Genomic DNA, 17,124 nt, shown 5'->3' with positions numbered 1-17,124 from the left:
AGATATTATTATTAATGAGACAATATTATTTTAAGATGATAACTTCCCGCGGTTTCAATAACTTTAATTAATGTTTTAGCCGATCTTGATCAAATTAATTACGCCTGGCTCAAAAAATGCTTATTACAGTAGCGGGAAATATTGGTCATAATAAACTGGCAATATGCTATAAACCAATATCATTACTTTTGACAAAAAAATCAAGTGCCGAAAGATATAATAATTAAATTATCATTTTCACTCATTTGCTGCCGCGCTGCGACGATCGTTCTTGCCGGCCGTGGGATGATAATTTAGAATCGATCGTTATGAAAACACCAAAATCCATGAGCGCCAAGCCCCGCGGCCGGCCCCGCTCCTTCGACCGCGACGCCGTATTGGACCGCGCCATGCGTTTATTTTGGCTGCGCGGATACGACACCACATCTATGGCGGAACTGCTTAAGGTCATGAACGTCACCACTCCCAGCGTGTATAGCGCCTTTGGTGATAAAGAGCATTTGTTCCTGGAGGCGATTGAGCGTTATAAGTCCGGTCCCGCCGGCTATCAGGCCGAGGCGTTTAAGGAAAAGACCGCCAGGGGGGCGGTGGAACGCCTGCTTCGGGAGGCGGTGTGCGCCATGGTTGATACGACTACGCCTCCTGGCTGCATGTTGGCCCTGTCGGCGATAAATTGCTCCGCCGGGTCGGAGCCCGTCCAGCAGATCGTCATCGCGGCCCGTCAGGAAACGGAGCGCGCGCTGCGCCGGCGAATCGAGCGGGGCATTAACGAAGGGGATGTGCCCGCCGGCACCGATGCCGCTGCGTTGGCCAGTTTTTTCACCACGTTCCTCTACGGCATGTCGATAAAAGCGCAGGAGGGGGTAACGCTGGCCGAGGCGCAGGCCATAGCGGCCAGCGCCCTGCGGGCATGGCCGGATAGCTAAATCTGCGCTTCTCCGCCGTCCACAAACAATTCGGCGCCGTTGACGAAACTGGCCGCATCCGACGCCAGGAAGACCGCCGCCCTGCCTATTTCATCAGGGTTGCCTACCCGGCCGAGGGGGATTTTTGCCGCAAAGCCATCCAGCAAGGCCTGTTGTTGGTCGGGCGCCGCCAATCCGACTAAACCGGGCGTTTTCACCGGCCCCGGGCTTAATACGTTTACCCGGATATCCTGCCCCTCAAGGTCCTGAATCCAGCTGCGGGCGAAATTGCGCACCGCGGCCTTGGTGGCGCTATAAACGCTGAAGTGTTTACCGCCGACGGCCGAGGTGGTTGAACCGGTAATAATCACGGAAGATCCCTTCGACAATAGCGGCAGCGCTTTTTGCACGGTAAATAGCACGCCTTTGACATTGGTATCGAAAGTGCGATCGAAATGTTCTTCGGTAATGGCGCCAAGCGCGGCCAATTCTCCGCCGCCGGCGTTGGCGACCACGATATCCAAATGGCCTTTTTGGGCTTTTATCGCGGCAAACAGCGCATCCAGGGCGCTAAGTCTGGATACATCTGCCTGGATGCCCGCCGCCTGGTCGCCGAGCTCGGCCAAGGCTTCGTCCAACTGCTTTTGCCGGCGCGCGGTGATAAACACAAAGGCCCCTTCGTTAATAAACTGCCTGGCGATGCCTAAGCCGATGCCGGTACTGCCGCCCGTGACCAACGCGATTTTATCTTGCAGAGCTTTACTCATAATTTCACCTTATGTCTTTAATGAGGATAGACGCCGGATTTTTGCGTCTCGATTGAGCATAAATAAATTTCATAATTAACGTTATGAAATTAACGAGGGCGACGCGGGGCGTCAAGACATTTCATACTAATCGTTATGAAATTATGCGAAGGAAGGCCGGCGATGGGAAACTATGCTAATGACCCGACCCCAGACCAGCGCCTGGCGGTCAGGTCGGGGATATCAGCTTTTAATCTCTTTGGTCACCCAACCTGCAATTTGCTGATAGGGCACAAACATGGTCTGGTTACGCTTTGGATGCGTGGCGGTAAATACGCCGACAATCGCTCCATCATGGCCATACACCGGACCGCCGCTCATGCCCGGAACGCCGCCCGCATCGCTGAGGCCTACCAGGCAACTGGTACCCGGTTTATCCCACCAGCCAAATTCCTTTAACACCCCGGTGGAGGATGTCGGCATGGCGGTGTACGCGTTGTAGCCATACAGGCTGAGTTTATCCCCTTTGTCCGCGGTCTCCAGTTTAGGGAGCTTACGGCCGGTATTATCGTGATAAATAATGGCGACATCACACAGCGGGTTGTAGGCCTTGACCCGCACCATCATCATTTTCGCCACATGTCCGGCGGTAAGGCTATATTTAGCGGTGAGGGGGAAACTCGATCCGATCGCACCGGCCAGCACGGGAATGCCGACAAAATGGAAATCCGCTTTCGATTCTGCCGTTTGATCAACTTTGTAATGGCCGACACCGGTACAAGCAGATAAAAACAAAGGGAATAGAGTAAACAAAAAGTTAATTTTCATTGTTGCCGCTTTATCTAATGCCATACAAGAAATTGATCGGTTATTTGATCAAGCCCGGCTAATACGTCATGCCAGTAAGGTTAACGGCCGATGATGAGATTTCTTTAGCAAAAGAAAATGCTTTATTTTTGCCCGCGATAAAAAAGAGCTAACAGGAATGTCTAAGATTGATTGCTTAACTAAAATTATTAATTATATATCTTCACTTAACCTAAATTATTCATGCGGCAGACGGCTGTTTCCTTTACTTTAAGTCTGTGAACGCTTGCTGCACTAGGCTTTCAGCGCGTTTTCCGGTGCCAGGGATTAATCTATGCTATTGAAACTAAATAATTTATAAGATGAGATTTTACTCAGGTGTTAACATTTAACAATCAGTGAATAAATAAAGAAAACAAAGGATGATGAATCCTGTTTTTCATCAACTGGCAACTTAAGTAAAATTAAATGGCGCCCATGGTATTTGACGAGGGAAACCGTATTAGCGCAAACGCTGTGGCGGGCATCAAATTTAATGGGCAAAAGAACAATAATGGCCTGCTTGTACAATTTTATAACAAATTATCAATAATAAAAACACATTCCCGGCTAATCCTGACGTTATGCTTCCACGCCGGTTCTAACCGTGGACATAAAGCACCAAACCGCGCATCGCCAGGAAAATGGGTTAATGATTAATAGAAAGGTATTGATTACCGATCCGACAGGTGATTTTTATTTTTAAAATTTCCAATAAGAATATGCTATTCCATGAAAATCTACGGCCATGGGTTTTTATTAACAGCCTGTCGGTACGATTATTTATTTTCCTAAATCGACCTTTATGGATAATCGCCGGTTATTCACCGGGAATGAGCCGCGCTGATTCATAAGATGCCGCTTCCATCGCGGGGAGCCTGGCGGGTGTCGACTGAAGATTTTTTATTTGTATATACAAATAAAAGAACTTATTTTTCTATAGCCATGCTTTTTCGCACCGCCGCTGAAATCTGGTGATATGGTCTTTTTTTTCAGGTATATCGGGGCGTTTAGGCTGTCTCGCCCCGCGACTTCTGGCTGGGGGGCTGTGCCGTCTCCGATTTTTCCAGGGGGCGCTGCCATCGCAAAAACTTATATTGTATATACATGTCTTGACGTTAAAATTTGCTGCACTTATAGTCATATCGCAGGCTCATATCCTTAGCAATGTAAACGCGGTCGCTTTCCATAACCGTATATTCTTAATGTGGATCGGGAATAAAATTGTGAAACCAAGCCAACAGCGAGCGTTATTAACTACGTTATTAACCACAGTATGCGGCGGCCTATTGTTTGTAAGCGATGCCTCGGCCGCGCCGGCAAAAGATCCCATTAAGGCGCCGGAGGAAATACAGGCTAAAGGCAAACTGACTTTTTGCTCCGATTTGGAAAACCCGCCGGCGGAAGGGATGGCCAGCGACGGCAAGACGCCGGTGGGCGCCGCGGTGGATATCATGAAAGCGCTGGGCGACGAGATGGGGGTGAAAAGCCAGATCGATAACTATCAGTTTTCCGGCATTTTCGCCGCGCTGGATACCGGTAAGTGCGATCTGATCATCGCCAGCCTCGGCAATACTCCTGAGCGCGCGCAGCGTTATTGGATGGTGGACTACTGGCGCGTCAATACCGCCCTGCTGGTGCCCAAAGGCAATCCCCTGCATCTGGCGAGCTATGAAGACCTTTCCGGGCGCAGCGTCGCCGCGCTGCTGGGCAGCCGCAACGCGGGCTTGATCAAGCAGATCAGCGATAAATTAGTCAGCGAAAATAAAAAACCCATCGAGCAGGTACTCTTGGGCACCAATGTCGCGGCTTTCCAGAATCTGGGCCTGAAACGGGTCGACGCCTTCGCCAGCGATTCACTGGTCATCAATTATTATCTGTCAAAAGGACGCAGCCGGTTTGAACTGGTGGGGGTGCCCGTACCGCCGAAAACCTGGTCGATCGCGATTACCAAAGCCAATGTTGCGCTCAAAGATGCCGTACAGGCCTCCATCGATCGGATGAATAGCGACGGCCAAATGGCGGCAATCACCAAAAAGTGGGGTATTGAAGACGGCGTGGGACTTTGCAGCTCTGCGCATTCTTGCGAGTAGGGCCGATGTCACACCCGGCGTTTGAAGGAGGCGGCGATGCTATCCCATATACAGCTGCAGTTTGATACCGCGTTTTTCCTGGATTTTGTGTTCCACCCGCAGGCGTCGCTGTTGCAAGGTCTGGCGCTCACCGTGGTGGCCGCCATCCTGTCGCAGCTTATCGGCACCATCATCGGCGTTCTCCTGGCGGTGGCGGGCCTGAGCCGTTTCTGGGGCCTGCGGGCCGTCAATCAGATTTATATCTGGTTTTTCCGCGGGACGCCGGTACTGGTGCAATTGGTGCTGATTTATTTCGGGTTGCCCTATCTGCTGGGCTTTGATTTGTTTCCGGCCGCGATGCCGCTGGGGCCGTTTGCCGTGGCGGGGGCTGTGGTGGCGGGCATCGCCACGTTCGGACTGCACGAAGCGGCTTATATGAGCGAGATTACCCGCGCCGGCATCGCGTCCGTGGATCACGGCCAGAGCGAGGCGGCCAAAGCCCTTGGCATGACGCCCGGCCTGTCGATGCGCCGGATTATTTTGCCGCAGACCGTCGGGGTCATCGTTCCGGCCCTGGGCAATCAATTTAACAACATGCTTAAGACCACGGCGCTGCTCAGCATCATCGGCGTTTCGGAAATGTTTCGCGTCGCCGAGCAAATCCAGGCCGCGACGTTCCTGACATTTGAGGTTTATCTCGGCGTTTCGGTCTACTACCTGTTGCTGACCGGTACCTGGACGGCGATCCAAATGTCCCTTGAAGCCTGGCTGGCCCGGCGCTCGCAGCTGAAAAAAGCGAAGCGCGCCGCGGTGTTAACCCGCGATCACATGTCGGTGTTCAATGAAAACCTTTAATACTCCCGCGACGCAAAATCCGCGTCCCGCGGTGGAATGCGCGGAAATCGTCAAGTCATACGGCGATTCCATCGTACTGCGCAATGTTTCGCTGACGGTGCGGCCCGGCGAGGCGCTGGTGGTTGTCGGGCCATCCGGCTCGGGAAAAACCACGCTTATCCGCTGCATTAACCATCTGGAGAAGATCCAGTCCGGCAAAATCCTGGTGGACGGGCAATTAATCGGCTATCGCCCCAGGGGCGATCGGCTCGTCGAAGATAGCGAAAAAAACATTGCCCGGCAGCGCAGGAATATCGGCATGGTTTTCCAGCGCTTCAATCTGTTCGGCCATCTGTCGGTACTGCAAAACGTCATGGAAGCGCCGGTACAAGTGCTGCGCATCGATAAAAACAGCGCCCGCAGGCAAGCGCTGCAACTGCTGGAACGGGTCGGCTTATCCGACAAAGTGGATCACTACCCGGCGCAATTGTCCGGCGGACAGCAGCAGCGCGTGGCCATTGCCCGCGCCTTGGCGATGAATCCCACAGTGATGTTATTCGACGAGCCGACCAGCGCGCTGGACCCGGAAATGGTGGGGGAGGTGCTGGCGGTCATGCGGGATCTGGCCTTGCAGGGCATGACGATGATCGTGGTGACCCATGAAATGGAGTTCGCCCGGCAGGTCGCGGATCGCGTGGTGGTTATGGATCGGGGCGAAATCATTGAACAAGGAGCGCCGTCGGAGATTTTCGGCGCGCCCCGCCACCCGAGGACCCGGACTTTTTTGTCGAAGGTTTTGCATAAGGTTTAACGGTTTATTCAGCCGGTAGTCGACGGCATCACTCGAAGTAATATTAACACTGGAGTAATTTTAGATGGGACGTTTAATTGATATCAGTTGGCCGGCTCTTGGCGTTACGGTGGTCGCCGAGCTGAATGACGAGCGCAACCCTGAGCTGTGCGAAGAATTCTGGCAGCATCTGCCGTTCAAGGTATTGCAAGCCCATCCGGTGGTCTCCGGCGCATCGATGTATGCCTGGACCCCGGTGGTCAGCAGCGCGCCGGTACATCATCGCGAACTGATCACCGATTGTCCGGTGGGGCGCCTGCGCTATTCTCAATCCACCGGCAACAAAATGTCGGTACAATACGGCGTTGGGCTTGAGCCGCTGGCTCAGCCGGTATTGGGCCAGGTATTGCCGGAATATTGCGCTTTATTGCCCGATGTGGGCAAAGCGGTATGGAATAATCTGTTTTGGCAAAAGGATCAGATATTTGTTGAAGTGTCGCCCCATGATAAAAGCGCCCATCCCGGCGTACCGGTAACAGCCGCCGGCATTTCGCCGGTTGCCAAGATTTTCCTGGACGAAGCCGAACGCATTCAACTGGTGGAGCCGGAGGATCTGAAAGACATCCGTTTGGGCCGGGTGGAGTCCACCGGGACTTATGGGCAATACTATACCGCATGGGATTTTGCCAACGGCATGGTGCGTGACTATATAATGTACACTATCTATCCGTTGCTCAAACTGTCCAATACGCTATCGGTGAAGGACTTCAGCGCCACCCTTAATGAATTCGACGTGCCTTATTCAAGCTACCTGGGCATCAGCGGCATGTATCAATTGGACGCGTTCGCGGGCCTGCTGCGCGAAGCGGTGGCGCAGGCGGAAACCAAAGCGGAAATCCAGGAACTCCTTGTGGCCTTTTTGAAATACGGCAACCGCCTTTGCGCATGGTCTTATCACTACTTTCCCTGGTACCTGGGCATGTTCTACAACCGGCAACTGGGCGGCCAGGAGTTTCCGGGACGCTGGAATCCCGACAAGGTATAAGATACCGCGGACGTTTTCCCGGTCAAACCACCCCCCCCACCGCCGATTCCTGGCGGTGTTTTTTTATGGCCGTTTGGACGGCGTTTGGCCAGATCCCGCTATGGTGTTCTTTTCACGTAATGGATGAGCGGATGAAAAGGATTCTTTTGGCAGGCAAATGTTTAGCCATGGTTGCGATGTTGACCTGCTGCACGTCTAATAAGCCGAATAAGCCCAAATATATCGATCGCGGCGATTACCGCGTGGATAGCGCCATCTCTTCCCGCAACCAGAATGAAAGGGTGCGTTTCCTGGTCATGCATTACACCGCGGTCAATGATGCGGAGTCGCTGAAATTACTGACCACGGGCGCGGGCAGTGCCCATTACCTGGTGCCCGGCTTGCCTGACGCCAGCGACGGCAAGCCGGTGGTGCTGCAATTGGTGCCGGAGGACAAGCGGGCCTGGCATGCGGGGGTGAGTCAGTGGAACGGGCGGGGCAACCTGAATGATACTTCTATCGGTATCGAGATCGTCAACACGGGATTTACCGAAGATGAGACGGGCAAAACCTGGTATGACTTCCATCCCCGCCAAATCGAACTGGTCGCCAGGCTGGCCAAGGACGTGATCCGGCGTTACCAGATCAGCCCCGACAATGTCGTCGCCCACAGCGATATCGCGCCGCAGAGGAAATACGACCCCGGTCCGTTGTTTCCATGGGCGCAGCTCGCGCAGCGCGGCGTTGGCGCCTGGCCCGATAAAACCACCGTGGACAAGTACCTGGCGGGCAGGGCGCCTGACAGCCCGGTGCCGGTAGCGCCGCTCCAGGCCGCGCTGGCCGCCTATGGCTACACGATCCCCCAAACGGGACAGCCGGATGAAGAAACCGTCCGGACGATCGGCGCGTTCCAAATGCATTACCGCCCGGCGGATTATCGCGGCGCGGCGGATGCCGAAACCGAGGCCATCGCCCTGGCGCTGGTGGAAAAATACCGCGGTTAGAAGGGGTTAGCCGCACCGCGCGCCCTGCACGGCCGCATGTGAGAGACGTTCAACTGAGGGCCATCCAAGCCTTGGGCGCCAGCAAACCAGCGGGTACCGCCGGCCTGCTGGCGTAATTCTGCGCGATACTTGCACAATCACTCACACAAACGGCATGCAATCAGGTAAAATAAGAAATCGTTTCAGGCGAAAAATGAAAATGCGGAGGTATACCTGTCATGAATTCGAGTAATCAGCACCTAACCGAAACCAGCAGTAATCCGATAACCACGACGTTATCAGGCGTAATAACCAAATCCCCAAGCCGTATCAAAGGCCATACCGGCCGGCCGATGGTTAAAGCCACCATCCTGGCAGAAAGCGACAAGCGCAGCTCATATCCGCTCACAGTGGTCGGGTTCGATATCATGGCGCTGGAATTGATGGCGCACCTGCGCGGTGAGCGAGTGACCATCACTGGACGGATGGAATGGAACGGCGGCTATTCGATCGTCGCCGATCAAATTATCGCGGTTTAGTTTACTGAACCAAGCCGGGGTTTCCCCCTGTTTAGCCAGAAAACCTAGTCTCGCGACCAGCCCGCTACACAAGATCGGTAAAAGTTCTGTTGACCGTACTGCGTTAGGTTTTTCTGCAGCTCCCTTCAGGCTTCCACCCTAGAAATGTTATAATCCGCCACGCGAAAGAAGCCGTCAGTCCGCGTTCGCCACGGAGTATCCGCTGCTACGCAATAATAAACGTATCTTGGATATCAATGATTTGCACGGCTTCGTTTCGGTTTGCTTAGTACACATGCGCTGGTTTGTGAAGTTAAGAGGATGAAAAATAATTATGAAAAAAATCCTTGCTATAACATTCTCACTATGTGTAAATAGCGTCATCGGTTTGTAGTACAGACCTATTTATGAATGTCATTTTAGTAAAGTTGTTCCGGCAAATGGTATATCAAAATATCGTTTCTCCGAGGAATTTCCTTCTCTAGTGCTCCCATAAGTAAATCCTGACAAGCAGACCACAATCGCCTTATGGCGGCCCTATTAAAAGGAAACAACAATGTCTAACAAAATGACTGGTTCAGTAAAATGGTTTGATGCTGGTAAAGGTTTTGGTTTTATCACCCCTGCTGACGGCAGCAAAGATGTGTTCGTTCACTTCTCTGCAATCCAGAGCAATGATTTCAAAACCCTGGACGAAGGCCAACAGGTCGAGTTCAACATCGAACAAGGCCAGAAAGGCCCGTCTGCAACTAACGTTGTAGCGCTGTAATTTATTACAGACAGGCCCAGGTAAAGTGCTTGCGATAGCGATGATGGCTCAGGCCGGAGCAGCCAAGTTACTCTAACCGGACCGAAAAAATTATAAACCTCGACTCTGTCGGGGTTTTTTTTTGCCTTGTATTTCATCGGCAACTACCGACCCGGCTCCGGGGCCGGCATTAGCTCGGGAAAGAGGTGCGGACCGCCAATATGCTTTTAACAATCTCAGGCTTTTAATGCTAAAATTCCGCTTCGACTTTATAAGGATATGGGTATGATAAAAAATATTGTCACGGGTCTGGCGGTGATTACCCTGGTCGGATGCGCCGGTTATGCCGACTATTCCGCAGTGGCGCAAACGCCGGCCCCTGCGGATGTGGCCGGGGTATGGATGAGCGACGGGCCGCAAAAACGGCTGACCAGCCCGGAAGCGATTGCCAGTCTTATTGTTAATCGGGCCGGGGATACGCTGGACTGCCGCCAGTGGCAGAGCACCATCGCGCGGCGCGGCAAGCTGACCTGGCGCGGCGAGCAGCTTTATAACGTCAACGTTAAAAACGAATATAGGGATATCACCGTGGCCAATGGCGTCATGTCCTATGACGGCATGAAGCTGCGCCGGGTGGCTAAGCCCACGGTTGAGTGCCAGGCCCAGGTGGTGTATGCCAACGGTGATTATGTGTTTGCCGATGGGGGCAGCATGCAGCCGCCGGCCGTTAAATCCCATAAAAAAGCCAGCGGCGTGCAAAGAAAAGATAAGAAAAATTAATCGCGCCGCCAGGCCTTTGGCATCCTGATCCCGACCAGCGCGTCGGGACGGTTATTTTTCCGCAATCGGTTCTTTAAGAATGAAACCATAGCTGAATGCGCCGACCAGCAGCAATACCGCGCCGGAAAGAAAAACATAGGTGAAATTGCCGGTAACATCCAGGATGAGCCCCGCCACCACCGGCGCCAGCGCGGCACCGATAAATCCGCCGAAGTTCTGGATCGAACCCAGCGATCCTACCGAGCCGTTGGGCGCCACGTCGGTTGCCAGCGTCCAGATAGCCCCCGAAGGAAGCTGGGCGGCAAAATAACCAATGGCCAACAGCAAGATGCACAGCGGCGTACTTGTAATAAACGGCACCGGCGCGACGGCGCAGGCGGCAATCACCGCTCCGCCGACGATGGGTATCTTACGTGCGGTAATGGCTTTCATACCGTTGCGGATCAGCCGATCCGACAGCCAACCGCCGATCAGTACGCCGAAAATGCCGACAAAAAACGGTATCGCCGCCACCCAGCCGGTGGTCATCAGGCTCATATGGCGATCGTGCTCCAGATAACGCGGCAACCAGGTAAGATAAACCCATACGGTGAAATAGATACCGAAACAGCCGATGACCATTCCCCAGGTGGATCGCTCGCGAAACAGCGATCCCCAACTGCGGGTAGGGGTAGCCATGCCGGCGGCGGCATCGACGGGGAGTTCCTTGATCTCTTGCAGTTCATGGGCGTCCGGGTCGCGGTAAAGTTTCAGCCAACATGCCAGGATCAGCAGCCCCAGCGCGCCGATTACCACAAACATGCCGCGCCATCCCAGGGTGAGCATCAGGATGGTTAACAACGGCGGCGCAATGGCGTTGGCGATTTGTGAGCCGGTATTAAATATCGACGTCGGCAGGCCGCGCTCTTCTTTGGCGAACCAGGCGTTGGTGACTTTAATCCCGGAAGTAAAAAAGGGCGATTCCGTTACCCCTAATAGCATCCGTAGGGCATAAAATACGCCGAACCCATTGACCAGCGAGCATAATATAGTGACCAGGGACCAGCCGCCCGCGGCAAAAGAAAATAGCTTTTTCGGGCCATATTTATCCACCAAATAACCGGCGGGTAGATTGGCCAGCGCATAAGGCCATAAAAAAGCCGAGAGCAGCAGCCCCATTTGCAGGGACGATAAACCAAATTCCCCGGCAATGGTGGAATTAGCAACGCTGAGGTTGGCGCGATCCAGATAATTGGTAATGGCGGCCAGCAAAATAACAATAACCAGATACCAGCGTAATCTCGATCCGGCTATTTTTCGGGGTGCGGTTTTACTGGCTCCGGGGTGTAGGGCCGTAGACGTCGTGATTCTTCTCATATCAAATTACCTCTAATCATGGGCATGACTATGGGAGAAGTACATTATAATTTTTTTAATCAGGTGAAATGTCGATAAAATACAGCGGATTAAAATCCGCTTTCACCCTGAAGCTGCTCTAGCTTATTTCTCAGGATGGTTATTTCATCCGCGGGCAAATCCAATTGCGGCGCCCGCATAACCCCGGCGTCTATACCGCGATATTTCAATCCTTCTTTGAAATAGGACATATTGCTGCCGTTACGTAACAATTCACAAAATTTATTGGCGATTCTTTGCGCCCGGCGCGCCGCGATAATATCTCCCTGGACAAAAGCGTTATAGACCGCCAGGAAAGGTTCGGGATAAACGCACGACACTCCGGATACCACGCCGTCACAACCCATGGCCAATGCCGGCAAGAATAAACGGTCCGCCCCGACGACCACCGAAAATTGGCTGTCATTAATGGCCAGATAGTTATTCACCATTAAATAGTCCGGGAAGCTGTATTTAATTCCTACAACATTCGGGCATTGCTCGGCAATTTGCTGCGCCAGCTCAGCGGATAAATTGTTGGCCGCACATTGAGGAATATTATATAAATAGACCGGAAAGTCATCCGGGACCGCGCGGGCGACGTTAATGAAATAGGTCGCCAGTTCGCGATCGTTGGCGCCAAAAAACGCCGGCGTAACTACGCCGATACCGTCGGCGCCGGCATCATAGGCATGCCGGGCCAGCGCGAGGGTTTCCGCCTGGGACATCGCCCCAACGTGGATATACGCGGTGGCGCGGCCGTTATTGCGCGAAATCACCGTTTCGGCGACCCGCTTGCGTTCCTGCTCGCTTAACCGGAGCATCTCGCCGGTGGTGCCCAAGGGATACAGGCAGTGCACGCCTTTGGTCACCAGAAACTCGGTTAATTGTCCCACGGATTCATAATTAACCGAGCCGTCCTGATTAAACGGCGTCACCATCGCGGTGGTAATACCCTGAAGTTTTTTCATCATATGCCTCGTTAGCTGTTAGGTGTTTTATCAGTGGGAAATCCTGGCCAAAACCGGTGCGGCATGCCGGGATAATCATTGCCGCGAGGCGCTTAGCCCGCGCGGACGAACTCATCGAGCACGTGAAACAGAATCACCGCCACGGCCCCCCCAGGATCGGGGATGCCCAGGCTCTTTTCGACAAAGCAGGCGGCTTTGCCCTGTTGCGGCACCATGGCGCGGGTCGCTTCCAGCCCCGCCTGAGCGGCCAGGTAGGCGGCATTGACCCCATCGCTCAGCGGGGACTGCCGGGCTACCGACAGATGCAGCGCCTGCGAGGCGGGCAGTAAAACGTCCAGCACCGTTTTGTCCCCAGGCCGCGCTTTGCCGCGTTCGGCGATGCCTTGGGTAAAAGCGGTAAAAAACAGCGCCAGCGCCGGGCCATCCAACCGGGCGGTATCAGCGGGCAGCGCTTTGCCGCCGCGCATAAAACCCGTCGCCATAAGCGTACCCATGGTGGATGGGGCGGCCTTGGCCATGGCGATCCCGCATTGGATCAGCAGTTTTTCAATTCCCGCGCCGACGGTGGGTTCCACCTGGGCGGCGGCGGCAAACGCCTTTTGCATGGTAATGCCCAGGTCGCCGTCGCCAACCTGTTGATCCAGATTAATTAACGCTTCCCGCTGGCGGCTCAGTTCGGCATACCAGGCGGCGATTAATTGCCGGCAATCGGCCGGGGATAAATACATTTTCATCTTGGGTCCTTGCGTTCATGGCGCCAATGGGAGCTGAGTAAAGAAGGGGGTATGAGCCGGTTGTGCCAAATAACCCGCTAATTCATCATCCAGTTTGCACACCGATAATGAAAAACCGGTCATCTCCATGGCGGTGGCGTATTCGCCGCAATAAACATGAAATACCGGAATCCGGCGTTCCGCCAGGAGCTGGTGGACGCGGCTGTAGAGAATATAGAGTTCATCTTGCGGGGTGGCGCCTAGCCCGTTGAGTAACACCGCCGCCCGGTCTCCCGGCTGGAAAGTCAGTTCGTCCAATAACATCGGCAGAATACGATCGATGATGCGATCGGCGCTGTCCCGGGACTGGGTCAGAATGCCGGGTTCGCCGTGAATCCCCATCCCGATTTCCATTTCGTCCTCGGCGACCGAAAAAGCCGGGCTGCCTACCTCGGGAATGATGCAAGGGGATAATGCCACGCCCAGCGTTTTGGTCGCCGCGCCGGCCAGGTGCGCCAGCCGCTCCACTTCGTGCAGCGGCAACCCGCGCGCCGCGGCGGCGCCGGCGATTTTATACATAAAAAATATACCGGCGACGCCGCGACGTTTGGACTGGCGTTCCAGCGGGGCCGAGCCCACATCATCGGCGCCGACGACTTTGGCGGTCTGGATATCCTCGAAATCAGCCAGTTCGGCCGCCATATCGAAATTCAAAATATCGCCGCTGTAATTGCCGAACAGATAAAGCACGCCGGCCCCCTGATCCACTGCTTTGGTGACATTGAGAATTTGCTCCGCCGAGGGCGATTGAAAGACGTCGCCGACCGCGCAGCCGTCCAGCAGGCCGTCGCCCACATAGCCGAGGAATAATGGCAAATGGCCCGAGCCGCCCCCGGTGACCAGCCCGACTTTGCCCGGTTTGACCGCTTGGGCGGTAACCAGGCAATGCAAGTCATCATTAACATAAGTAAGCTGCCGCGGGTGGGCATAATAAATACCGGCCAGCATTTCCAGGACATAGTCGGCAGGCGCATTAATAAATTTTTTCATGGGCTTATCACCTCGGCACCCCGAACCTGCGTCAGGGAATTAAAAATATTAAGAAGACGTGTTGAACGGGATAATGGTAGCGCCGCTAAAAGCTGTAAACTAAAATTTTACTAAAAAAATAGTATGGATTTTAATTTGTGAGAAGAATCACACGCCCTACATTTTTATAAAAAATTAGCCAAGTTTTGCGTCACATTTTTTTATATTTGTGATGTTATTACCGTAAGGCAAAAAATAAGGGGTCGCCATGGCGAAGTTAAAGGATATCGCGCGTCGCGCCGGAGTATCGCTAAGTGCGGTTTCGATCGCCCTGAACGGCAAGCGCGGCCTGGGCATAGCGACCCGTGAACGGATACTGCAAATTGCCCATGAGCTTGACTATCGCTCCTGCGCCGCGCGCAAAGAGCATTTTCGGGGGGTGATTCGTTTTTTGAAAATTGCCCTGCACGGCAATACGGTCAATGAAGCCCATAGTCTTTTTATCAGCGGCTATATCGACGGAATGATTGAACAAGCCGGCAAAGGTAATTTTTCCCTGGAAGTGGTGGCGTATGAGGGAATAAGCGTGCCGGAGGTGGTTGAAAAGCAACGCTATGCCAAACCGGTGGCGGGATTGATTATTTTAGGCACCGAATTTGAGCAAGGAGATTTTACTGCGCTTAAATACCTGAATGTCCCTTTTGTCATTATTGATAATATAAATGATTTTTTACCCTACGATTTTGTCAATATGAATAATCGCAGCGCGGTATATAAAGTCCTGAACTGTTTTCAGCGCACCGGCTTAACGGATATCGGTTTGATTACCAGCGATGCCCATACGCCGAATTTCGCCCAGCGCACCGCGGCCTTTCATGAACTGGTCGGCCAGGTGGGGCTGCGGTTCGACCCCCGGCATACGCTGAGCGTCAATTCGACCTTCGAAGCCGCCTACCAGGCCATGAAACGCTATCTGACGGCGGGCAATTCATTGGCGCAGGGTTATTTCTGCGTCAACGATATCATTGCCTGCGGCTGCATCAAGGCCCTCAAGGAACATGGGCTGCGGGTGCCGGAAGATATCTCGATGATCGGTTTTGACGACTTGCCGATTTCGGCGGTAATGGACCCTCCGCTGACCACCATCCAGGTGTTTAATAAAAAAATCGGCGCCGCGGCCATGGATTTATTGCAGCATCGCCTGGAAACGGGACGCAGCCAGTTTCATACCAATATCCTGATTTGCGGCGCGTTGGTTAAACGCCAAAGCGTCAGGGAAATAAACCCGGCCCGGCCCGCTCACCCGCGCATAACCCTGGACGGCTCGCCCGCGCGCTAACCGCTGGCCGAGCTGAAAGGACCGTGTATAGCGTGGTGCGCAACGAATGTTTCAGTGCGCCCCCGGGGTGCAAGCGCGGCGGTCAACCGCAGATTCCCCATGCCAGGGAGTGGTAATCTCAATTAAAACAGCTGGTTATAATGATGGCACTTTCCTTGCTTAGGTTAATGGCACAGAGAAAGGGGCAGCGACTGTCTCCGGAGAGAGGCCATTATTATGAAAGCGATCATTATTGGCGCAGGAATGGGCGGCGCTTGCGCCGGCATTGCCCTGAAAAATTTTGGTTATGGCACTGAAATTTATGAAGCGGTATCAATGATAAAACCGGTGGGCGCGGCCATATCCCTGTGGCCCAACGGGGTCAAGTGCCTCAATTTCCTGGGGTTACAGGACCAAATCAAGGCGCTGGGCGGCGATATGGCCGCGATGGCTTACCATGATTATCAATCCGCGGAGGTCCTGACCCGGTTTGCCATGCGCCCGCTGGTGGACCGGGTGGGCGAATTCCCTTATCCGGTCGCCCGCGCCGAGCTGCAAGCCATGCTGCTGGAGGCCTTTGGCCAGGAGCGGGTCCATCTGAATAAGCGCCTGACGCATATCGAAGATAGCGGCAACGGCGTAACGGCATGGTTTGACGACGGCAGCAAGGCGACCGGCGATCTGCTGGTGGGCGCGGACGGCACCCATTCGGTGGTCAGGCGCCATGTGCTGGGGCACGACGTGGAAAGACGCTATGCGGGCTATGTAAACTGGAACGGCCTGGTTAACGCCGATGAGACTCTTGCCCCCCGCAACCAGTGGACCACTTTTGTCGGCGAAGGCAAGCGGGTGTCGCTGATGCCGGTGGCCGGCGGGCGGTTTTACTTTTTTTTCGATGTGCCGCTGCCCAAAGGGCTGGTGCAACACCGCGAGCGGGCGCGGGATGATTTACGCCGCTATTTTGCCGGCTGGTGCCTCCCGGTGCAGCGCCTGATCGAGAGTATCGATCCGCACGCCACCAATCGGGTGGAAATCCATGATATCGACCCATTCATGACGTTTATGCGCGGCAGGGTAGTGCTTATCGGGGACGCGGCCCACAGCACCACGCCGGATATCGGGCAAGGGGGCTGCGCCGCCATGGAGGACGCGGTGGTGCTGGCGCTGAGCCTGCGAACGCACTCCCTGGGCACGGAAGATGCTTTGCGCCGCTACCAGGAAAGCCGCGCCGAGCGGGTAAAATCACTGGTATTGAAGGCCCGTAAACGCTGCGATATCACCCATGGCAAAGATCCGGCGGCCACCAGGCAATGGTACCAAAGCCTGAAAACCGAAACCGGCGAGCATATCCTCGACGGCCTGGCCGAAACGATTCTGGGCGGGCCGCTCTAAACGCGGGAATTACGCTCCGGCGGCGTTTGCGCCGGAGCGGTGGCCAGGCAAAACCCGCGCGGCCAAACGTAAGATTAGCGG

16 protein-coding genes and 1 pseudogene are annotated in these 17,124 nt (G+C 54.2%); 11 read left to right on the top strand and 6 right to left on the bottom strand.

The window, feature by feature from the left end:
- Positions 1-308 precede the first annotated feature (308 nt).
- Positions 309-926, top strand: a complete 618-nt coding sequence (locus ACL2XP_RS19705; protein ID WP_413734777.1) for a TetR/AcrR family transcriptional regulator — start codon at positions 309-311, stop codon at positions 924-926.
- Here ACL2XP_RS19705 and ACL2XP_RS19700 read toward each other — a convergent pair.
- Together ACL2XP_RS19700 and ACL2XP_RS19695 are read right to left on the bottom strand one after the other, a co-directional pair.
- On the bottom strand, positions 923-1,672 hold the full coding sequence (locus ACL2XP_RS19700; RefSeq protein WP_413734776.1) for an SDR family NAD(P)-dependent oxidoreductase: 750 nt from the start codon (positions 1,670-1,672) through the stop codon (positions 923-925). The two genes, ACL2XP_RS19705 and ACL2XP_RS19700, sit on opposite strands and share 4 nt — an antisense overlap.
- A gap of 222 nt (positions 1,673-1,894) precedes the next feature.
- Positions 1,895-2,479: a trypsin-like peptidase domain-containing protein gene (locus ACL2XP_RS19695; protein ID WP_413734775.1), complete on the bottom strand. Its 585-nt coding sequence runs from the start codon at positions 2,477-2,479 to the stop codon at positions 1,895-1,897.
- A 1,244-nt stretch (positions 2,480-3,723) separates the two neighbouring features.
- Between ACL2XP_RS19695 and ACL2XP_RS19690 the strand changes: the two genes are divergently transcribed.
- From ACL2XP_RS19690 to ACL2XP_RS19655, 8 genes and pseudogenes are all read left to right on the top strand, one after another.
- Positions 3,724-4,590 carry an ABC transporter substrate-binding protein gene (locus tag ACL2XP_RS19690; RefSeq protein WP_413734773.1) on the top strand — a complete coding sequence of 289 codons (867 nt, stop codon included), beginning with the start codon at positions 3,724-3,726 and terminating at the stop codon, positions 4,588-4,590.
- A gap of 36 nt (positions 4,591-4,626) precedes the next feature.
- Entirely contained in the window at positions 4,627-5,424 is a 798-nt protein-coding gene (locus tag ACL2XP_RS19685; protein WP_413734772.1) for an amino acid ABC transporter permease, read from the top strand.
- Positions 5,411-6,214: an amino acid ABC transporter ATP-binding protein gene (locus ACL2XP_RS19680; protein ID WP_413734771.1), complete on the top strand. Its 804-nt coding sequence runs from the start codon at positions 5,411-5,413 to the stop codon at positions 6,212-6,214. Before ACL2XP_RS19685 ends, ACL2XP_RS19680 begins: the two co-directional genes overlap by 14 nt.
- Positions 6,215-6,278: 64 nt before the next feature.
- On the top strand, positions 6,279-7,238 hold the full coding sequence (locus ACL2XP_RS19675) for a hypothetical protein (RefSeq protein WP_413734769.1): 960 nt from the start codon (positions 6,279-6,281) through the stop codon (positions 7,236-7,238).
- Positions 7,239-7,369: 131 nt separating this feature from the next.
- Complete coding sequence (locus tag ACL2XP_RS19670; protein WP_413734767.1) at positions 7,370-8,221, top strand: N-acetylmuramoyl-L-alanine amidase; 852 nt, start codon at positions 7,370-7,372, stop codon at positions 8,219-8,221.
- Positions 8,222-8,439: 218 nt separating this feature from the next.
- Positions 8,440-8,739, top strand: coding sequence for a hypothetical protein (locus ACL2XP_RS19665; protein ID WP_413734766.1), 300 nt, complete (start codon positions 8,440-8,442; stop codon positions 8,737-8,739).
- Between the two features lie 535 nt (positions 8,740-9,274).
- Positions 9,275-9,487, top strand: coding sequence for an RNA chaperone/antiterminator CspA (gene cspA, locus ACL2XP_RS19660; RefSeq protein ID WP_131864725.1), 213 nt, complete (start codon positions 9,275-9,277; stop codon positions 9,485-9,487).
- Positions 9,488-9,754: 267 nt separating this feature from the next.
- A pseudogene (locus ACL2XP_RS19655) lies at positions 9,755-10,129 on the top strand (hypothetical protein); the annotation flags it as partial.
- Between the two features lie 168 nt (positions 10,130-10,297).
- Here the strand turns inward: ACL2XP_RS19655 and ACL2XP_RS19650 are convergent.
- The 4 genes from ACL2XP_RS19650 to ACL2XP_RS19635 form a co-directional block, all read right to left on the bottom strand.
- The gene (locus ACL2XP_RS19650; RefSeq protein WP_413734765.1) at positions 10,298-11,602 is read right to left on the bottom strand and encodes an MFS transporter; all 1,305 of its coding nucleotides are present in this window, start codon (positions 11,600-11,602) and stop codon (positions 10,298-10,300) included.
- Positions 11,603-11,691: 89 nt separating this feature from the next.
- Complete coding sequence (locus ACL2XP_RS19645; protein ID WP_413734763.1) at positions 11,692-12,594, bottom strand: dihydrodipicolinate synthase family protein; 903 nt, start codon at positions 12,592-12,594, stop codon at positions 11,692-11,694.
- An 89-nt stretch (positions 12,595-12,683) separates the two neighbouring features.
- Positions 12,684-13,325 carry a DAK2 domain-containing protein gene (locus tag ACL2XP_RS19640; protein ID WP_413734762.1) on the bottom strand — a complete coding sequence of 214 codons (642 nt, stop codon included), beginning with the start codon at positions 13,323-13,325 and terminating at the stop codon, positions 12,684-12,686.
- A 15-nt stretch (positions 13,326-13,340) separates the two neighbouring features.
- The gene (locus ACL2XP_RS19635) at positions 13,341-14,354 is read right to left on the bottom strand and encodes a dihydroxyacetone kinase subunit DhaK (protein ID WP_413734761.1); all 1,014 of its coding nucleotides are present in this window, start codon (positions 14,352-14,354) and stop codon (positions 13,341-13,343) included.
- A 247-nt stretch (positions 14,355-14,601) separates the two neighbouring features.
- On the opposite strand from ACL2XP_RS19635, the gene ACL2XP_RS19630 reads away from it, so the two are divergent.
- Positions 14,602-15,672: a LacI family DNA-binding transcriptional regulator gene (locus ACL2XP_RS19630; RefSeq protein ID WP_413734759.1), complete on the top strand. Its 1,071-nt coding sequence runs from the start codon at positions 14,602-14,604 to the stop codon at positions 15,670-15,672.
- Positions 15,673-15,888: 216 nt separating this feature from the next.
- On the top strand, positions 15,889-17,043 hold the full coding sequence (gene hpxO / locus ACL2XP_RS19625) for an FAD-dependent urate hydroxylase HpxO (RefSeq protein ID WP_413734758.1): 1,155 nt from the start codon (positions 15,889-15,891) through the stop codon (positions 17,041-17,043).
- Positions 17,044-17,124 lie beyond the last annotated feature (81 nt).

This window comes from Sodalis sp. RH21 (assembly GCF_047324175.1).
In the GTDB taxonomy this organism is placed as follows: domain Bacteria; phylum Pseudomonadota; class Gammaproteobacteria; order Enterobacterales; family Enterobacteriaceae; genus Acerihabitans.
The sequence above is the reverse complement of the archived record's forward strand: the minus strand, read 5'-3'. Positions and strand labels throughout refer to the sequence as shown.